Annotated in this window: 28 protein-coding genes and 1 pseudogene; 25 read left to right on the top strand and 4 right to left on the bottom strand. The window is 39.9% G+C overall.

Features of this window, described 5'->3' with window-relative positions; genetic code table 11:
• The first annotated feature begins 174 nt into the window (after positions 1 to 174).
• The 19 genes and pseudogenes from AM592_RS08055 (at position 175) to AM592_RS07975 (ending at position 11,412) form a co-directional block, all read left to right on the top strand.
• Entirely contained in the window at positions 175 to 711 is a 537-nt protein-coding gene (locus tag AM592_RS08055; protein WP_053603315.1) for a hypothetical protein, read from the top strand.
• A gap of 21 nt (positions 712 to 732) precedes the next feature.
• Complete coding sequence (locus AM592_RS08050) at positions 733 to 1,437, top strand: hypothetical protein (RefSeq protein WP_053603314.1); 705 nt, start codon at positions 733 to 735, stop codon at positions 1,435 to 1,437.
• An 854-nt stretch (positions 1,438 to 2,291) separates the two neighbouring features.
• Positions 2,292 to 2,666 (top strand): hypothetical protein, encoded by a 375-nt coding sequence (locus tag AM592_RS08040; RefSeq protein WP_053603312.1) that lies wholly within the window; start codon positions 2,292 to 2,294, stop codon positions 2,664 to 2,666.
• Positions 2,667 to 2,711: 45 nt separating this feature from the next.
• Positions 2,712 to 3,122, top strand: a complete 411-nt coding sequence (locus AM592_RS08035; protein ID WP_053603311.1) for a hypothetical protein — start codon at positions 2,712 to 2,714, stop codon at positions 3,120 to 3,122.
• Positions 3,123 to 3,613: 491 nt separating this feature from the next.
• Entirely contained in the window at positions 3,614 to 4,546 is a 933-nt protein-coding gene (locus AM592_RS08030; RefSeq protein WP_053603310.1) for a hypothetical protein, read from the top strand.
• A 99-nt stretch (positions 4,547 to 4,645) separates the two neighbouring features.
• On the top strand, positions 4,646 to 5,536 hold the full coding sequence (locus tag AM592_RS08025; RefSeq protein ID WP_053603309.1) for a hypothetical protein: 891 nt from the start codon (positions 4,646 to 4,648) through the stop codon (positions 5,534 to 5,536).
• A 91-nt stretch (positions 5,537 to 5,627) separates the two neighbouring features.
• A complete protein-coding gene (locus AM592_RS08020) occupies positions 5,628 to 5,936 on the top strand; it encodes a hypothetical protein (RefSeq protein ID WP_053603308.1) in 309 nt (102 codons plus the stop codon).
• Positions 5,937 to 6,046: 110 nt separating this feature from the next.
• On the top strand, positions 6,047 to 6,619 hold the full coding sequence (locus AM592_RS08015; protein ID WP_053603307.1) for an HNH endonuclease: 573 nt from the start codon (positions 6,047 to 6,049) through the stop codon (positions 6,617 to 6,619).
• A gap of 174 nt (positions 6,620 to 6,793) precedes the next feature.
• A complete protein-coding gene (locus AM592_RS08010) occupies positions 6,794 to 7,147 on the top strand; it encodes a hypothetical protein (RefSeq protein WP_053603306.1) in 354 nt (117 codons plus the stop codon).
• Positions 7,148 to 7,507 (top strand): hypothetical protein, encoded by a 360-nt coding sequence (locus AM592_RS08005; RefSeq protein WP_053603305.1) that lies wholly within the window; start codon positions 7,148 to 7,150, stop codon positions 7,505 to 7,507.
• A complete protein-coding gene (locus AM592_RS08000) occupies positions 7,504 to 7,989 on the top strand; it encodes a hypothetical protein (RefSeq protein ID WP_053603304.1) in 486 nt (161 codons plus the stop codon). Before AM592_RS08005 ends, AM592_RS08000 begins: the two co-directional genes overlap by 4 nt.
• Before the next feature lie 16 nt (positions 7,990 to 8,005).
• Complete coding sequence (locus AM592_RS07995) at positions 8,006 to 8,632, top strand: hypothetical protein (protein WP_053603303.1); 627 nt, start codon at positions 8,006 to 8,008, stop codon at positions 8,630 to 8,632.
• A 14-nt stretch (positions 8,633 to 8,646) separates the two neighbouring features.
• The gene (locus tag AM592_RS07990; protein WP_053603302.1) at positions 8,647 to 8,910 is read left to right on the top strand and encodes a hypothetical protein; all 264 of its coding nucleotides are present in this window, start codon (positions 8,647 to 8,649) and stop codon (positions 8,908 to 8,910) included.
• Between the two features lie 41 nt (positions 8,911 to 8,951).
• The gene (locus AM592_RS24110; RefSeq protein WP_158320295.1) at positions 8,952 to 9,089 is read left to right on the top strand and encodes a hypothetical protein; all 138 of its coding nucleotides are present in this window, start codon (positions 8,952 to 8,954) and stop codon (positions 9,087 to 9,089) included.
• On the top strand, positions 9,082 to 9,486 hold the full coding sequence (locus tag AM592_RS07985; protein ID WP_053603301.1) for a hypothetical protein: 405 nt from the start codon (positions 9,082 to 9,084) through the stop codon (positions 9,484 to 9,486). Before AM592_RS24110 ends, AM592_RS07985 begins: the two co-directional genes overlap by 8 nt.
• Positions 9,486 to 9,935: a phBC6A51 family helix-turn-helix protein gene (locus AM592_RS07980; protein ID WP_053603300.1), complete on the top strand. Its 450-nt coding sequence runs from the start codon at positions 9,486 to 9,488 to the stop codon at positions 9,933 to 9,935. Before AM592_RS07985 ends, AM592_RS07980 begins: the two co-directional genes overlap by 1 nt.
• A gap of 113 nt (positions 9,936 to 10,048) precedes the next feature.
• Positions 10,049 to 10,225 (top strand): hypothetical protein, encoded by a 177-nt coding sequence (locus AM592_RS24105; protein ID WP_158320294.1) that lies wholly within the window; start codon positions 10,049 to 10,051, stop codon positions 10,223 to 10,225.
• A 196-nt stretch (positions 10,226 to 10,421) separates the two neighbouring features.
• Positions 10,422 to 10,517, top strand: a pseudogene (locus AM592_RS23910) (sporulation initiation factor Spo0A C-terminal domain-containing protein); the annotation flags it as partial.
• Positions 10,518 to 10,866: 349 nt separating this feature from the next.
• Positions 10,867 to 11,412, top strand: a complete 546-nt coding sequence (locus AM592_RS07975; RefSeq protein WP_053603299.1) for a GNAT family N-acetyltransferase — start codon at positions 10,867 to 10,869, stop codon at positions 11,410 to 11,412.
• 230 nt (positions 11,413 to 11,642) lie between these two features.
• Here AM592_RS07975 and AM592_RS25330 read toward each other — a convergent pair whose 3' ends face one another.
• The 3 genes from AM592_RS25330 to AM592_RS07970 form a co-directional block, all read right to left on the bottom strand.
• Positions 11,643 to 11,717 (bottom strand): hypothetical protein, encoded by a 75-nt coding sequence (locus AM592_RS25330; RefSeq protein WP_404799052.1) that lies wholly within the window; start codon positions 11,715 to 11,717, stop codon positions 11,643 to 11,645.
• A gap of 10 nt (positions 11,718 to 11,727) precedes the next feature.
• The gene (locus AM592_RS25325; protein ID WP_404799049.1) at positions 11,728 to 11,817 is read right to left on the bottom strand and encodes a small, acid-soluble spore protein, H family; all 90 of its coding nucleotides are present in this window, start codon (positions 11,815 to 11,817) and stop codon (positions 11,728 to 11,730) included.
• A gap of 145 nt (positions 11,818 to 11,962) precedes the next feature.
• Positions 11,963 to 12,430, bottom strand: a complete 468-nt coding sequence (locus tag AM592_RS07970) for a YndM family protein (protein ID WP_053603298.1) — start codon at positions 12,428 to 12,430, stop codon at positions 11,963 to 11,965.
• Between the two features lie 152 nt (positions 12,431 to 12,582).
• Between AM592_RS07970 and AM592_RS07965 the strand changes: the two genes are divergently transcribed.
• From AM592_RS07965 to AM592_RS07955, 4 genes are all read left to right on the top strand, one after another.
• Positions 12,583 to 12,810: a hypothetical protein gene (locus AM592_RS07965; RefSeq protein WP_053603297.1), complete on the top strand. Its 228-nt coding sequence runs from the start codon at positions 12,583 to 12,585 to the stop codon at positions 12,808 to 12,810.
• Between the two features lie 83 nt (positions 12,811 to 12,893).
• Positions 12,894 to 13,049 (top strand): YpzG family protein, encoded by a 156-nt coding sequence (locus AM592_RS23210; protein ID WP_082363860.1) that lies wholly within the window; start codon positions 12,894 to 12,896, stop codon positions 13,047 to 13,049.
• Positions 13,050 to 13,201: 152 nt separating this feature from the next.
• On the top strand, positions 13,202 to 13,768 hold the full coding sequence (locus tag AM592_RS07960; protein WP_053603296.1) for a biotin transporter BioY: 567 nt from the start codon (positions 13,202 to 13,204) through the stop codon (positions 13,766 to 13,768).
• Between the two features lie 118 nt (positions 13,769 to 13,886).
• Positions 13,887 to 14,681, top strand: a complete 795-nt coding sequence (locus tag AM592_RS07955) for a hypothetical protein (RefSeq protein ID WP_053603295.1) — start codon at positions 13,887 to 13,889, stop codon at positions 14,679 to 14,681.
• A gap of 52 nt (positions 14,682 to 14,733) precedes the next feature.
• Here AM592_RS07955 and AM592_RS07950 read toward each other — a convergent pair whose 3' ends face one another.
• Positions 14,734 to 14,967: a DUF2627 domain-containing protein gene (locus AM592_RS07950; RefSeq protein WP_053603294.1), complete on the bottom strand. Its 234-nt coding sequence runs from the start codon at positions 14,965 to 14,967 to the stop codon at positions 14,734 to 14,736.
• A 151-nt stretch (positions 14,968 to 15,118) separates the two neighbouring features.
• Here AM592_RS07950 and AM592_RS07945 point away from each other — a divergent pair, with 151 nt between their 5' ends.
• Entirely contained in the window at positions 15,119 to 17,185 is a 2,067-nt protein-coding gene (locus AM592_RS07945) for a sigma-54 interaction domain-containing protein (RefSeq protein WP_053603293.1), read from the top strand.
• 65 nt (positions 17,186 to 17,250) lie between these two features.
• Positions 17,251 to 18,162: a phosphate butyryltransferase gene (yqiS, locus tag AM592_RS07940; protein ID WP_053603292.1), complete on the top strand. Its 912-nt coding sequence runs from the start codon at positions 17,251 to 17,253 to the stop codon at positions 18,160 to 18,162.
• Position 18,163: the final 1 nt, after the last annotated feature.

The following is an 18,163-nucleotide window of genomic DNA, read 5'->3' as shown; positions in this document are numbered from 1 at the left end:
GGCCACTGGCTCAAATATGAGATCGATTCCGATTATATCTTGCGAACAAATTTTTGGATAAGTATGGTATATTATATTTTGGGTATAAAGGAGGGAGTCTTATCGTGTTATTGCCGCCAGTTGCAGTTGTTAACGACAAGAAGCAAGTCAAGATGATCAGTAGGGGGAATTAAGATGTTTGGTCTTTTCAATAATAAGAAAAATCAAAGTGTCGAACGTGATAAACGACTAAAATACTTTATAGAAATGACAAAGAGACGTCAAGATTCTGTTAATACTTTCGGTTTAAGAGATGAGATTAATAAGTTAAAGACTATAAAGAGTAAAGAAAACAAGTTAAAAACAGTATTGAATGAAGTAGAACAAAAATCAGATATTGTTATGAAACATTTTTCTTACATGCATATTGCAAGTGAGTATAAGCGTCTAATTAAAGAAGATCCAAAATACTATCATCACCAGATTGAGGTACTAAAGAAAGATTGCGCCCTTTTTCCAAGATTCATTCATCAAGAAAGAGAAGATAATAAAAACTTGGGTAATCAACATGGTGATCCTAATTATTCTTCTTTTAGAGAATTAGCTATTGCTTATGAACGTACTGGTGAAATTGAGGAAGCTATCAAAATAAGCAGAAAAGCTATAGAACTCGGAGTCAAAGACAATACATCATTTGAAAATAGAATCAAAAAACTAGAGAAAAAACTTTAAACATTTTTGGGGGAAATTAAATTGAAAATACCTTTATTAACGATGACATTAGCCGGACTACTGCTTACAGCTGCGTGTGGAAACGAAGAATCGTCGGAGGCGCCAAAAGAGCCGACGAAAACGGAGCAAACGCAAACGGAAACGGAAACTAAAGCGCCAGCAAATGCGGAGCAAACGCAAGCGAAGCCAGTCGAACAAAAGAAGTCCGCGAAAAAAGAAGAGTCATATACAAAACTACTTTCTGTAAAGAGAAACTTTTCTCAGAGCTGTTTTGATTATGAGTACTCTAAAGAAAAAACAGACTACCTTACCTTTGATTTTAAGGAGGACACGGACGAGAATGGCTATCATTGGGATTCGCAAAAGGTAACAGTTGAAACGAAAGAGGGTAAAAAACCGGAATCCGTACTTACAAGCGACGATGATATTTCGTTTAAATACGTTGATTCTGACGAATTTACGATAACGATTAAATACAATTCAATTAGAGGGTCCGAAAAATATCAGAAATTTACGGTCAAAAAGAAAGATATCGCGGTAAGCAAGAAATTCGATGTAAGTCAATGCAAAGAGAAAGAAAAGGGCGATATTCCTGACGTTGACGTAGATATTGACGAGGATAGTCCGGACGTCGATGCGCCTGGCACTTGCGGGCCTGGACGCCATTATGTCAAAGGTTACTACAGAAACGGAAATTATGTCGAAGGACATTGCCGAAGAAATTGAGGCCATTGCATGAACATACAAAAAAATCCGCAAAAAAACATTCGCGGACTTTGTACGGATATATGTAAAAAATTTGCGGAAACACTAAACAATCGCAATAACTTGCCGATATAATTAAGAGGTGTCTAAAAATCCGTATTCGGAAGTTCGTGTACCACTAAGCAAGGTACGTGAGTTACCCGATTAATCTCGGCGCGATTCTGAATGGAGCGTTTAACGGCTGCCACCGACGCGTTGTGTTCAGAACCGTAGGAAGATCGAGAACGTTATTTAGGCACTCATATGTAATATAATTGTAATATTCGTAATAAAACGCGTTCAGCCTTAGAGCCACAACGGTTTGAAAGGTTTGTATAGCGTACGTGAGCATACGGTAGAATTCGTTAGTGAGATGGGCCTAATTGCGCTAAATCACGAAATATAGGCGAAAAACAAGTTTGGAGACTTGTGGTATGATGGAGTTATAGGGCAAATTTATGCCTACAATACACCAATTATATCATATTTGATTCTTGACTATATCATACTACCTTGTGGAGTCATTGTCAAGAAGAAAATTAAATTCCCACAAAAACGGAAAGCGAAGGAACTTGGTATCGAAAGCGTTCGTGTTATTATCAAAGATATTTCCGAAGATGATGTACCGTCTCGCATCATTAACTCGAAGCTAGGAATTCCGGAGTTAAGTCGTAAAAGCGGCATTAGTTATTTTGCTGTATTACGAGGAAGAGCGCAAGAAAGCGAGAGAAAGACAGGGAGAACGTACCGACTTAACATCAGTGCAAATTTGCACTAAGGTTAGCGAAGATGCTGCGAAAATACTAGCTAGTAAAGTTGGTATTAGTCGGAGATCCATGTACTACTTGCTTGCAGTCTACCGTAACCGCCCGGACATTTTCCAAATCGTACTAGACGGTCAATACTCAATCAACAAAGCGTATACGCAAATGAAGTCGGACGAAGCACCAGAAGAAGAACCGACCGAAGAGCCAATCGCAGTCGAACGCAAAAAAGTCGAAGAATTAAAAGAGAAGGAATCGGGCCTTCCACAAATTGACGAAAGTCAGCCGACGCACGAACTTAAAAATAGAATTGTGCAGATGCGGAAAAAGGCGCTGTCTATTACCAATGAAAAAAGTTTAGAAATCTCCGGCCAAATGACCGAAGTAATGACGTATATGGGTTATGGATATATTTTTATGAGTGAAACGCCTAAATTTCCGCGTTAAATATGTAAGGCGGTAACATCGCCTGATTTAAAGGAGGAATTACAAATGAGTGTCTACTTATTAACCGGCGGAGGTGTCCGAAAAATGAATCTTCCGCAGCAAAAAGCTACCCATCACGAAGTAATCCGTATGGAAAAGTTTAATGCCGATCTAAACGAAGCTCGACTGCACGCGATCAATCTTCTTGAAGAAATCGAAAACAAGCCGCGAGCGATAACAGCTATACGAAAAGTGCTTCGCTGCTATGAGAATTTACTTCGCAATATTAAACCGGCCACGAAATACGGTTACTTGCGGCATTTTTATAGGGATATCGAACGAGAAGCCGGCAGAGAGTTTTCCGACGTGCAATCGATGCTTGAGTCTATATTAACGGGTGATAACAACGCGTTTAATCGTTGCTATGAACGATATGTGTCTTTGTTGTCGTCTGATAATACGAGCATACGTCATTAATGGGACTACGTCCCGCATTCGGGGAAGACCGCCCCTTCATGCATCATCTATATTATTCGCGTGAAAGGTTTTTAGGTTATGAAAATGTTTTTATAAATAATATCCGCAACGACTTAAGGAGTTGCTAGGTCTTGTTCTTTAAAACATAGCGTCACTTCGCCACAAAAACCGTGGCTTCGTAACGCGGATATAAATACCTATTATCTTATTGCGCAAAGGTTTAAATGAAGAATGGTGCGGCCCGTAGTGACTGTAAGGAACGGAGGGGCGCTAGGTATTAGTTTAGTTGTTTATTTCGGCATTCACGGTATTAATAGATAGAGTTATTAATAGGGATAGACTTTATGAAAAACGGAGAAAACGGGAGAAAAACGGCGATAATACAGGGTTTTTCGGCTTAAATCGGGTTTTTGAATTGCACCCGAAAAGGGACATAAATCGCCGATTTTGCACCCGAAAAGGGATGTATTATTTTGGAAGGGGAGAATGTAATGGACCGACAGAGAGACAAGAAATTTCTTCGCAGCTTAAATAGCGAAGCCTACCGACGAATTATGAATGAACGAAGTAACCTGGTCGTTTTCAATACGGAAACGGGAGAGGTTGCGTCACACTACGAACCGGCTCCGATTTACACCGAAAATCAGAAACGCGCTCTAAAAGGTATTACGGAGCTTGACGTTCACCAAGCGGAACACGGCGGATTCGTTAACGTATTCTTTGAACAAAGTAAAACGATGCTTGAACGTATTCCGGAACTAACGCAATCAGATATGGCGCGACTTCTTTTCTTAGCGACTTATACGAGTTATCCAGATCGCGACAGCTCGTACGGGTACTTACGTCATGACAACGGACATTATATTTCGAAAAAGGGGATGTTCGAATTGTTGAAAATGAGTCGTAATAAATTCGATGAGTTTTATAAGAAGATCGTTGATTGCGGAATTATAGAGGAAGACGAAGAGAAACTCGCTGTAAATCCAGGTTACTTTTATCGAGGTGACTTCGGAAAGGTAAAGCCGATTGTTAACGATTTTCAAAATACGCGGGTATTCCGGAAAACGGTCCGAGAGCTTTATCGTGAATATAATGGTCGCCAGATTAAACAACTCGGCCTTATTTACGCAGTGCTTCCGTTTGTTAACTTCAAATATAACATTATATCGCATAACCCTGACGAACAAGTGTCGGGCTATGTAAAGCCTATGCGCTTAGGGGAACTCGCGGATAAATTGGGATACGCGAAAGCTAGCGCATTAAAAACAGCATTACGGGCAATACGTTACGATGGGAAGCCGATTTTCCAATTCGTAGAGGATGAATCAGATAGCCGTAAAAGGAAGGTGATAATAAATCCTTCAGTAGTGTTCGCGAGCAACAACGAAACGTTAGAAGCGATTAAGGTTTTATTTAACGATTAATTTAAGGTTTTTATTCATACTTCTACAATTAACATTATACGAAAATATCGGTCTATTGTCAATGAAAATATAAAAAATCAATAAAAAGGGGAACTGTAAATGAGCCAGCAAACCGCAAGAACAATGAAAATGAAATCAAGTGAATTATACGCATTAAGAATGGAGTTTGAACGCGCTGCAGTAACGGATTTTAAAGGTGTGGCAGACTCGATCGACCGATCAATCGATGAACAATTCGAAGAAACAGGCAAGGTTCCTCCGGCCGATCAATTGGATATGCTCGCGGGCATTCTTGATTACGTCGCGGAAAATATCGAACGTGTAGCCCAGGAACGAGAAATCATTAATCGAACTGCGGAAGAATGGCGAAAGCTTGAGCATGAATACGTTGTAAGGGCCGATTTTACTTTACCGGATCTAATCGATATGTTGTTAACTGAACGCGAAGCAGGTCGGATAACTCGCGAAGAGCTTCAAGCCACTCGGCGGAAATATCGTCCGTGCGAGCATCGTTTCTGTTTAAACTACTTCGTGCCAAACCGTAAAGATCAAAAGTATTGTGATCATAAATGTAGAAAAGCCGAAAGTAATGCGGTCGCAGAGTTCAAGCGGACGAGTAAAATCTACGCTAACGGAACATACCTGCCCGTCTTTGCCTATAAAGATATTCGTGACAAACAAGAGAAAGAAAACTATGAAAAGCATGAACGGTTATTCGAGCCTGCAACGCTAGAATTAATCGGAGCTAATAAAGAATTAGAAAAATATGAAGAAGATGGACGTAGGGATCGTACGAATGAGGAAAGGTCGCTAAAATCACACCGTATAGATGCGGCAGTAAAAGCGGCTGAAGAAAGGAAGCCGGGCGCTGTTCAAGTAAAGAAAATGATGGCCGAAGAAATGGATCAATATTTTCGCGAAAAGTACTCCGAAAGACATTTGCAGTTAGAAAGAAAACGTGCAATAAAATTCGAAAAAACTGTCGGATAAAGTAGATAAAACGCCTAAAAAACTACGTTAATTATGAAGGGATGGCAAGTCTATCCCAATATACAATAACATAACAAAGGGGGAAATGTCAATGCTATTGAAACAAAAAATCGAGCGCGTCAGACCGGCCGAGTTTATAGCAGAAACAACGCTGATCGATGCCGAAGAAAATGCGATGGTAATGAATCGTACATTTGAACGCTGTAACTCAATTTTCGCGGCTTATAAGTCGTTAATCCTTGCTCTACGAAACGTATCTGATTGCGATGTGGAATTAGACTCTAACCATCATCAATTAAAGCGTGAGTTATTCGGAGAAAAAGACGAAAATACAACGTTATCAAATATGCTTGCGGACGTGTTGGCAAAAAACAATATTAATCTGATTAAAAAAGACTAAGGGGATGGAAACGAAATGAAAAATGTAAATGAAAAGACAGTAAAGCCGTTTGCAAGTGAAAAAACTTTGTACGTCATTTTAGCCTGGTACGTGATCGGCGGTGTTTTAGCGTGACTGAAAACCAAAAATGCCGACTTTGCTGCGAAATAAAGCCGTTGGACCAATTTGAAATTGACCGACGTGTAAAAAATGAACGTACAAACCGGTGCAAGGCGTGTAAAAGTAATCTCCAAGACAAAGCGCGACTAGCTTTTCGTCACATGAGGGAGCGTGCTGCACGGGCTGGCATACCGATGGAGATAACGGTTGACCAAATAAGAACAATCTACAATGCTCATGACGGTAAGTGTATCTATTGTGGGGCGACCGAAGAAGAAACAGGTAAATCGCATCACATGGACCATATCACACCGTTAAGTAGAGGCGGAACAAATCATATATCAAATCTTGTTATCGCGTGTGCATCCTGCAATATTTCAAAAGCGGATAAACCGTTAATAACTTTCTATTTTAATAGAGATCGCGACGTGTTCAGTGACGAATCATTATCTGCGGTTGCGTGGGTGATTGCGCTCACTTCAGAACAACCATTAAAAGAAGTCGTAAACAAGATGCTCGAGGAACACGCCGAGTATGTAATCGAGCAAAATTTTAAAGGATTAGATAAGGTAGCATCTATTTAATTTCTTAGGGGTGATTTTATGGCAAGACGGAATATAGTAAGGACGTAAGATTTAACGCTCTACCACAGCGAAAACAGCGCCAGATTGAACGAAAAAAACGTCTGAGCAATCCAAAGCGCGACGGAATTGATTGGACTACGCATTTATTCGAAAAGTTAAAGGCGGGCGAAGCTGATGAAGGTAAAAACGAAAAGACGCAGATTTAGAGTATCCATTTCAACGGACGGATCCGGGACAGGTATCGGTATCCAGGAATGGGGCGGTGGTTCAAAAATTATCTATATAGCGTCTATATACATCGCGGATCATAACAACTGGGATATGGGCTTCGACTATTCCGTACAGCACATTAAAAGACTAGTAGGAACAGAAGACGCGATTATCCGAATGTCAAGAAAAGTAAGAAATTACACTCCGCCAAAAAATATAAAGATTAGAAATATCGAGAGCTATTACGGTATTAAAGACTGTATCCAACTATCTCTCGATGCGTTGAGTCGTAAAAATACAATCGAGGAGGAATTGTAAATGGACTGGTTAGAAGAGCGGAAGGAACTTGAGCGCCAATTAATAGACGCGAAACAGGTTGTCATGCGGTATGAGGGCGCATTAAAGCTGTATCGATCCGTCACAGACAGCGAATATCAACAGGCGTTAAAGGACGTTTACACCCTTTATACGGCCATACACAACGGCAACCACGACGCTGGAAAGCCTGCCGATCCATACGAAGGCATGTCCGTTAGTGAGTTGCGGAGTATTTATGACGAGAAGGCAGCGGAATACAAAGGCGGAGCCGGATCTACGCGGCAAGCAGCGGAATTACTTTCGATAGATACACGCATCCAAGCGCTAGAAAGTGCAGAAGCAGGCGGTGAAACGGATTGAAGTACTCTTTGTACCTCGCATCTGCCGGCGACGACAAGCATACCGCATATAGTTACGTGATATCGAACTTCGAAGGCGTTAAGGCAAGCGGTGTCTTTCTTGCGTTAGGAGATCGCAGAAACGACGAAAGTTACGCAGGAAACATCGCATTACAAAGGGCGCTCAGAGTTGCGGCAAGGCTTGACGGTGTAATAACGCTACACATTAACTTTGACATATCGGTAGTCAATCCGCTGGCATTCGAAGTTATGGAGATCGAGCCTCCGTTATATCCGGCACTTAGCCGAGGAACACAGCGTTTACTAAAACGATTTTCAGCTTACGAGATTGGATCCGGTGAGTACGGGGATGACGATGCAAGTCCCTTCGAAGTAATGGCGCTGGATGAGGCGCTTGATGCGTTAGAACAAGCACGGACGGTTAAAGGACGATGGCAACTATTATTCGATCGTTTTTTTAATCCGCAAAAAATTATTCGATAAAGGGAGACGATGACAAATGGAATTTTCGAAAAAACTACAGGGGAAAATTGACGAACTTAAAGCGCTTAAACAAAGCCGTGAAGCAAGCGGCGAGAAGATGAAAGGCTATAACGATTCAATCGCGCAGGAACTAGCCGAAACTGAACAAGAACTTGCCACAGCAATTGAACAACTTGGCGATGACCCTTCCGCAGAGAATCGAAAAAAAGAGAACGAAGCTCGCAAGAAAGTCGCGGCGCTAAGGCTTGAGGTAAGCGGATCGCAACAGAGGTCAAGCGTTGTATTTCAGTCCAAGTCTGTAAAAGAAAACGAACTAACTCTCGAAGTCTTACGGTTGGCTAAAGCGGAAATCTTAGCGAATCATGCCGCGGAAAAAGATAAGGCACTTGAAAGGATCGCGAAGGCCAAGCAAGAGTATTTAGAGGCCGCGAAAGCTTATCACGATTTAATTATGGTAGATGGGCAGGGGAAATACTACGATCTTGTACGCGAGATTGGCGTCAATGAAAAGACCGCAAAAGATAACGAACCGTCATTATCCGTTCATCAGCCGATTTATACGTATCGCGGCAATGGTACAAATCCGTATGGGATCATCGATAGAGAGATTTACAGCGCTTGGATGCAGGGTGAAATCAAATAAGGAGGAATTTTAAAATGGCATTATACGACAAGTATTTTTACGCGAGAGAGGGCTTCAGTGGGAGCGGTAATTTCGAAAAGACTTTTAAAAAACGATGCGAGTATCTCGTTTTGATTAATACTGGAGTAAGTGATTTAACGGTTGAAGTAAACGGCCATGTTTTTATGATTCCGTCAGGATACACATTAGACGAATTACTTGAGCCGTTCGATTCAATTTCCGTTACAGCAACGGATACTTTCTGCGGGTATGTCCGAGACGAAGTAATACGACAGTGAGCGCCTTCCGGGGCGTTCTTTTAATTTTCGGAGGTGATAACGTGTCAGATGCAATCCGCAAAGAAATCGAGGAATTAAGAAAACGAATGGAGTCGCTTGGGATATCGGAACCGCGTAAACCTTTCGTCCCTATTTCACTGGCTAACGTATTGATAAGAGCGCTGCAGTCCGTTGTATGAGTACGTCGCGAAATACACTGCGTTGTGCAACGAAGCCGATGCCGTTTTGCCGGCTAATACGGAGATATTTGCGAAGTATAACGATTATTTGTCGCTTATATGGAACGCTGAACAGCAAATTAATTCGTTCGCGGTCGGCATGACAATCGCAAGCCAAACGATCGAAAAGGCGGACTCAGAATCGGATCCGGGCCGGTATGTAAGGCGTTTATTGCAGGCGCTACAAATTGCGCGTCTTGGCTACCGAGTTACGTTGAGTACGGCAGCATATGACTACAAACGAAGTAACGGCGAGAATTACGAGCAATTAAAAGAAATTAAGCGCGAGTATGACCGGTTAAAGGCCGATGACGCCTATTTAATCGCGGAAATCAATAAATACAAGGAGGAACTATAATGTCACTATCAATGGAAGAATTAGAGCTATCATTAACGGATCAACAAAAAAAGGCTGCGTGGCTTCTGAATAATAACGAACTTGCCGCCCAGGTCGAAGGTAAAAAGCGCTCATATGAAGAGATCGCGGAAGAGGTTGGTATCTCCACGAAAACGCTGTACAATTGGCGCAAGAGTGACCGAAACTTTATCGCGTATCAAAACGCAATCAGCGACGTTACTCTCTATTCATACCGATCCGAAGTCGACGCAATGCTTATCAAACTTATTCGCGGAGGAAACAACGGAATTGGTTCGATCAAGGCGCTTCAGCTTTATTATCAGATGATCGGTAAGCTCGTCAACAAGAGCGAGATGTCTATCGTTAGCGAGGATCAGCGCAAGACGAAACGGTTAACGGACGAAGAAGTAAGCGACCAGCTTGCGGAATTGAATAAGCTATTGAATTAATGGAATGCGGCTGCCTTAACGGGGAGTCGCGCTTTTTTTTGTTAGACAAATTACGCATATAGTTCCATTGTCCCGTATTTTATCCGATAATGGATTAAACGGGAGGTGAGAATATGGAGCCTATGGTTAAAGAATTCGAATTATTCATGCAGGAGAATGGTCATGTTAGTTTTGAAGAACTTCTCCCGGATATTCAAACGGAACTTTGGAGGATCGCAAGAAAATACAAGACAACCGGCGACAAGGTTTTTCATGCTTATATGGACTGGAAGGTTACACAAGTGAAGTAAGCAAGATGGCAAATCCTCGGCTATATGACCGGGGAGTTTTTTATTTGCGCAAATACATACGAAAAATAACGCTTGTACAACTGTGCAATATTTGGTAATATCGCCTTATAACACATCGGCAAATGACCGATAAACTTAGCGGGTACATACCGATAAAGATTACGTAAAATAGTCGAAAAACGTTACTATAACGCCTGGATATACCGTCAGCATGTCCAAAGCCAAACCGACAAACAGTGAATTCATTGCGATGGTTGCTGATAAATTGCGGCTGGAACATAAAGCATCTTAGAGTTAATATTACAACGGACTAATTGTTTAAATAATACACATGGAAATTAAATACGAGTTTAAAAAGCTTTCCTAAAAAAATAAAGTAGTTCCGTTTTTTGGAGAAAGCATAGTAAATAGCAAACTAATTACCAGACCAATTCAAATGTTGATTGGTCTTTTTTACTCCCGCTTTATCAACCAGTATTCACATTTGAAATAAGAAATTGCATCGCAAATAAATTAACACATATACCAATAACTATTGTCATCGTGTTATTCGGATTGTTAAATTAAATGAATAAACAGGGGATTATAATTATATGGTAATATAAGTATAATTCAATAAAGATTGATAGGAGGAAATTGTAATAAGGGTTATTCCAAAAGAATTTAATAATTATAATATACGTTATATTGTAAGGTCAGCAATAGAAAAAGATGCGAAAAAATTGGCTGATGTAAGGCTGCAAATAGATGGTGAAACAGAAAATTTAGACAGAGAAAAAGGCGAAGCCTACATAGATGAAACTGGTTTCAAGAAGATAATTAAAAATGATACAGAAAGTATTAATAACCTGTTTTTAGTTGCTGAAGTTGATGAAAGAATTGTTGGTTTTTCAAGATGTGAAGGCAACAGATTGAAAAGAACGTCACATAAAGTGGAATTTGGAATCTGTGTATTAAAAGAATTTAGGGGATATGGTATAGGAAAAAACCTTTTAAAAGAATCTGTTCATTGGGCAGACTCAAATGGAATTAAAAAAATTACTTTGAATGTTATTGAAACCAATAATAAAGCTATAATGCTTTATAAAAAATATGGTTTTGAAGTGGAAGGTATTTTAAAAAAAGACAAAATTCTATCTGACGGGAAATATTATAATACCATTTTGATGGGAAGGTTTAATGGATAAGGATTTGATAAACAATCAATTTTCAAAATTTATTAAAATAAAGGTGGCTTTAATTGCTTAACTGTAACAAACAAAAACGCTCAGAACGATATTTCTCTGAGTGTTTTTGTTTATTACTTGATATGCGTTTTTCGATGTGAATTAGGTGTTATCCTGAACAAGACCTCCATATGACCAAAAATTATTGATCTTTCAAAAATTAGCCAGTAGTCGGTGCAAAAAGTGCTTTGTTACTGCTCCATTAAGCTTGTTAGAGGTATTTCTTGCTCTTTATTCGGCTCATCCAGAGGATAGATACTGGCCATTTCGCTCTTCTCATCTATATTTATAGACAGATACTCCGTTATAGGTTACGTTAATCATTTCTGGTGAAGCGACAATTTCTTGTGCACGCTGTATGTCCATTATATGACCTCCTTCAACAAATGACAGGAACAGATAAACAGCCCGTCCCTGTTTAGCCGCTTGAGAAACAGTCAAGCGCTAAAAGTATGTCTGTATTATGTGTCAATCAAACCATAACTAACCATGAAACAAATCTTCCACTATATCACTTTTTGCGATTATTCTTGCCATCCTCTGTTATTTCAGGATCTAACTCTTCTGATGCTTCTGTTTGAAGAGTGTAGGCTGGGTTGATGACAGGTTCTTTAGCTTCATGTATCCGATGTTTATTCAAAACACTGATCGCAAAAAATTTATGATAGAAGTATTCGAACATTGTCAGACCTGAGACAGCGAAAACAGTCCCCCAAAAGATAGCTCCGGGATTATCAGTGAACATATCAAGAGTGATCCAAGTTAGGGCAAATGCTAGCGTGAAATCTGCCAGGGTAGCAAGAATGTTATTCGTTTTTGAAAGGATGAATAAATCACCTAACAGATAACCAGCAATACTCATAATGAGCGAAATAAATACGACAGTTTGAAAAGATATGCCGAATCCCATGTTTAGAATAAAAAACAACAAGGCAAAAGTCGCTATTAATTTTATGATAAAAGACCAAATATATTTCATTATTTTGGACACCTCTTCATTTTTAAAGGTAGTTTGCCCAATATTTCCTAAATCTTATTCTTCACGTGTAAATTGTTTAATAACCATTCACCTTGTCCCCGTCATTTGAATATATATAAATAATATTAATTCTTCTTAAAAAGGTGAATATCGTGAAGCTATTTACATTTCTATCAGATTGGTTCCATGCTCAACATGCCAAACATGTAAATAAAATGAAAGCAGAAGGAAAGTGTCCGGCTTGCCGGGGGACAGCGCATATTTCATTCATCAGTCCGTTTGAAGGACATTCAGTTGTTTGTCCAAGCTGCAATGGAAGCGGATTGTACTCTGACTGGGAGGAGATACAAGAAGCTGTGAAAAAGGAGGATCGTATGTAATAGATGAATTTGCGTAAAATAAGGTTGATATTCAACTGATTGAATATCCCATCGCATCAAAAAATTCTATCTGAGGTGATTTGATGAGTTATAAAGACAAATTAGATCAACACTCTGAGCTTTTTCATCATAACTGGACAAGGCCGAAACGTGCTAAGTCACAGGTGAATGGGCATACGGAAATGTCTCAGACGAACATCATTTTACGTAGCAATGCAAAAGCGCATCGTTGGCATTGATAGAATTTGATTGAGAGATGGTTTAGTGAGAGGCGCATTCCAGCGTCTCTTTTTCTTTACCCGGTTTTGAGAAAAATCCTCTATCCTGATAAGTGATGATATGTTAACCTTAATAAAATAAAGTTAACATACATAGGAAGCAGGAAAATCAAATGAATCATAACAACTCAAAGCTTCGTAAGGTGATCCTTTGTGGGATGTTTGCTGCCATTACAGCTGTTTTTGCCCAAATTGAAATTCCACTGCCGTTTGTTCCGATCAGCGGCCAAACTTTGGCGGTAGGGTTAACAGCAACTATTTTGGGAAGCAGGCTTGGATCTGTTTCGATGATCTGCTACGCTGCAATTGGTGCCATCGGTGCACCGGTTTTTGCCGGTTTTAAAGGAGGCGCACAAATTATTGCAGGTCCGACGGGAGGTTACATTATCGGATTTGTTGCCGCAGCATTTCTGACAGGTTGGATTTTGGAACGGACAGTTTTTACGCTGCCAATGGCAATTGTCGCAAATGTGGCAGGGATGATAGTGACGCTGGCGTTTGGTGCGGTTCAGCTAAAATTGGTTCTCGATTTATCGTGGACGAAGGCTTTGGCTGTCGGCGTTTATCCATTTCTTGTCGTCGGAGTGATAAAGGCGTTCCTGGCAAGTATTGCAGGCATTCAAGTTAGAAATGGACTTATTCGGGCAAAACTTCTGAAAAAAACAACTCAAGCGATGTAGCTTTTTCTAAGCATTCTTTCATCAAACTATCAAATTATTTGACAATTATTTACCGTCAAGGAACTTTTTCCTTATAATTAAATTGAATGAGAATATAGTGCAAATGGAGGATGCGATTTTGGAAAAAGCAATGGCGGCTTTATCAGTAATACTATGCATAACAATTATTATTATAGGAAATTTGTACTGGACTCATAAGTCTAAAAGTGATGACAGCAAAGTGTCAGCTGCTGCTGGTGACGCGGCAAATAATAACGAAGAAAATTCATCAAAGAAAGAAATAGAAAATATGACATATACAAAGAATCTTCCGGAAGTTGTCGCCAATAAAATCGAAAAAGCAATAGAGGAGAAAAAACCGTTAAAATTTGTCATTTATGGATCGTCTGCAGTTGAGGAGAAGGATGGGTCTTGGTCCAAGGTGTTTAAGGAGGCTCTTCTTGATACTTACGGAGAAGATGTTTTTGATATTCATATTATCGCGGAAGATGGTGACAGAGACTCGTTAGATGTGTCTAGCGATAAATCTTATTTGAAGGTCGCAGAGTTAAAACCTGATTTGGTGTTGTTTGAGCCATTTGTATTAAAAAATAATGGGAATGTCTCGACAAAAAGTGCTGAAGACGTGGCTCAAATGGTTATTACGTCAATCGAAAAAGCAAATAAGGACGCAATCGTTATGTTACAGCCATCTTATCCGATTTATGATACAACCTACTATCCTCAGCACATGGAATCGATGAGAAAGTCCATCGAATCGAACGGTCATTACTATCTGGATCATTGGGAAAATTGGCCGGAAATCGAGGATCCTAAATTAAAACAATATGTAGAAAAAGGGAATAACGAACCTAGTTCTTTAGGACATGAAGCTTGGTCTTCTTATCTAATCAACGAGTTTATCTCAAAATGAATGAAACTTTCCTGCAAATGGGGCTTAGTTTAAACTCCACTGCAGGAGTTTTTTATTTTCTGAAGCGAGCGCTTACATTGTTTCGTTTTCGATCCCGGAAAAGGATAAAGCCAGCAACGATATATAACCCAAAAGCAAAACAAATCATCCCTATGAAACCTTGAACCCAAAGGATGGAAAAAGGAGAAACCAAAACGCCAAAAAATGTGTCCCTCATTAGCTTTATTCCTACACCAGCAATGATTCCCGGAATAAGCAAAATAAGTAATGCAATTATCCTTCCCACACACATCCCCCTCCTGTGTCTCATTTTTATTTTCTCTGTGAAAAAATGTTTTGTCAATATCTGAAGTCATGATATGATAATGGAAGTGCAAGGTTTTGCAATAAATAGATCAATGAATTCTGCAAATGATTTCATACAAAGGGGTAAAGTCATGCAAAATGTATTGCTGATTGGTGCCGGTAAAGGGGGATCAGCCCTTTTACAAATGTTTCTTACTACAAAAATGGTTAATATTGCAGCTGTAATAGATAAACACCTTAATGCAGAAGGTATGGTTCTTGCAAAACAACATGGCATTCCCATTGCTGATGATTGGAAAACCCATGTAACTAAGGACATAGACATCATCTTTGAAGTGAGCGGGAATCAAGCGCTGCTTCAACAGTTAATGGAAAATAAATTTGATCATATTACTGTGATCCCAAGCCCGATGGCGCATATCTTGTCCGATCTTTTTCAAGAAAAACAGGAATTGATTCAAACGCTCAAGTCCCAAACCTATAGGGATGGCAGAGTCTTTAACAGTATGAATGAAGGAATGATTTTCATTGATTCAAATGAAGAAATCGTCCTGTTTAACCAGACTGCTGAAGAAATAATAGGGACTTCCCGGGATGATGCGGTTGGTAAAAATGTAAAGTACGTTGTTCCTAATACCAGATTGCCTCGGATATTAAACACACGGAAAGCGGAATTTAATAAAAAACAGTTGCTGAACTCCAATTTGCAAATTATTGCAACCCGTCTTCCAATTATAGACGATGGCGGTACACTTCTCGGAGCACTAGCATTATTCAAGGATATCACTGATGTCATTCAGATGGCGGAAGAAGTGACGAATCTAAAGCAGATTAGCTCATTGTTAGAGGCGATTATCCAATCCTCTAATGAAGCGATATCCGTTGTCGATGAAAATGGCAAAGGGACTCTGATAAATAAAGCATATACAAAAATGACCGGTTTGTCTGAATCTGACGTGATTGGAAAACCGGCTGATATAGATATTTCCGAGGGTGAAAACATTCATGTTAAGGTTCTTGAATCGAGACGTCCAGTAAAAGGTGCCCGATTGAAGGTTGGACCTGCCAAAAAGGACGTGATTGTAAATGCCGCGCCAGTTATAGTTGATGGATTTTTAAAGGGAAGCGTCGGGATCCTTCAAGATGAATCTAAATTGAGAGAGCTGAATTCGGAATTAAACACGGCGAAGCATATCATTCGTACGCTGGAAGCAAAAAATACGTTTGATGATATCATTGGGCATAGCGAAGAAATGGTCGTCGCACTAGAACAGGCAAAGCTTGGCGCAAATACACCGGCAACAATCCTTCTTCGAGGAGAGTCCGGTACTGGAAAAGAGCTATTTGCACATGCAATACATAATGAAAGCAATCAGAAATATAACAAATTTATAAGAGTAAATTGCGCGGCAATTTCGGAATCTTTGCTTGAGTCAGAGCTGTTCGGATATGAAGAAGAAGCTTTCTCAGGCGCTAAAAGAGGCGGAAAGAAAGGGTATTTTGAAGAAGCGAATAATGGCAGCATTTTTTTGGATGAAATTGGGGAATTATCTCTTGCAACTCAGGCTAAGCTGTTAAGAGTGATGAAAGAGAAAGAAATCATCAGGGTTGGTGGCGAATTTCCGATACCTGTCAATGTCAGAATTATAGGCGCCACAAATATGAATATTGAAAAGGCCTTAGCTGAAGGAAGGTTTCTTGAAGATTTATATTATCGTTTAAACAGATACCCTATCTCAATTCCTCCCCTAAGGCAGCGGAAAGAAGATATGATGGATCTTTGCCGAATCTTGATTGAAAAAATAAATCAGGATTATGGCAGAAATGTAAAGGGAATAACGGAGAAAGCAGTGAAAAAGCTGAATATGTATGAATGGCCTGGAAACGTGCGTGAGCTTGAGAATGCCCTCAGCAGAGCAATGATATTTTTAGATTCAAGGACGGAATGGATCGATCATGTGCATCTTCCTGAGCTGAAAGCTTCATCTAAGCAAAATGCAAGCAAACAGAGTATTCTTTTGAATGAGGATCTTACATTATCTTCAGCAGTTGAAGATTTTGAAGCCGTCTATATTCAGAAGCAGCTTGAGAAATTTCATTACAATCGGACAAAAACAGCAAAGGCGCTAGGAATAAGCATACGCAGTCTGTACTATAAAATGGATAAATATTCTCTTGCAAAAGATAGCGTGCAATAATTTGCATAGTTCTATATCAATTCTGTGAATCAATATGCAAAGGCTTGTCACAGAGGAGGAAAAGGATGAAGCTTTCAGGTTTAATTGATCTAGCGAAAAACGGACCGATTCAAACGATTGCGGTAGCCCATGCTGAAGATATTGAAGTTCTTAAGGCGGTAAAACATGCGACGGAGCATAAAATAGCCCGTTTTATCCTGTTTGGGAATCACAGCAAGCTGCAATTGATGCTTGAACAACTTTCGCTTTCGATATCTAGTGACTGGGTCGACGTGATCCATTCAGAAACTACCGAAGATTCTGCGGAGCAGGCAGTAAAATCGGTGCGAAATCAAAATGCCGAAGTACTAATGAAAGGGAATTTGCCAACATCTACTCTTTTAAACGCTGTATTGAACAAAGAGTATGGGTTGCGTACAAAGTATTTGTTGTCCCATGTAGCAGTTTTTGAAGTCAAAGGATATGATCGGCTCCTGTTTGTAACGGATGCTGCAATGAATTTGAAGCCGGATTTGCCGGAATTGGAGCAGATTGTTACCAATGCAGTGAAGGTCGCCAGAGATTTAGGTGTCGATTCACCAAAAGTTGCCGCTTTAGCAGCTGTTGAAACTGTCAATCCGAAAATGGAAGCAACCATACATGCAGCTTCTCTTGCTCAAATGAATCGAAGGGGGCAAATTAAAGATTGTTTGATCGATGGACCTTTAGCCATTGATAATGCTGTCTCCGCTCTATCTGCAGAACATAAACAATTAACGGGAGATGTACCGGGAAACGCGGACATCTTATTAGTACCGACAATTGAAGCAGGTAATATTCTGTATAAATCGCTCATTTATTTTGCCGGAGCAAAAGTGTCCGCCATCATCGCCGGTGCAAGAGCTCCCATTGTTTTAACTAGCAGGTCGGATTCATTTGAAAGCAAACTCAATTCGATTGCCCTTGCGTTATGCACGAAAAAAGATGAATCATTTTAGG

This window comes from Bacillus gobiensis, from assembly GCF_001278705.1.
GTDB classification, from domain to species: Bacteria; Bacillota; Bacilli; order Bacillales; family Bacillaceae; genus Bacillus; species Bacillus gobiensis.
Note: the sequence above shows the minus strand (reverse complement) of the source record. Positions and strands in the feature narration are given on the sequence as shown.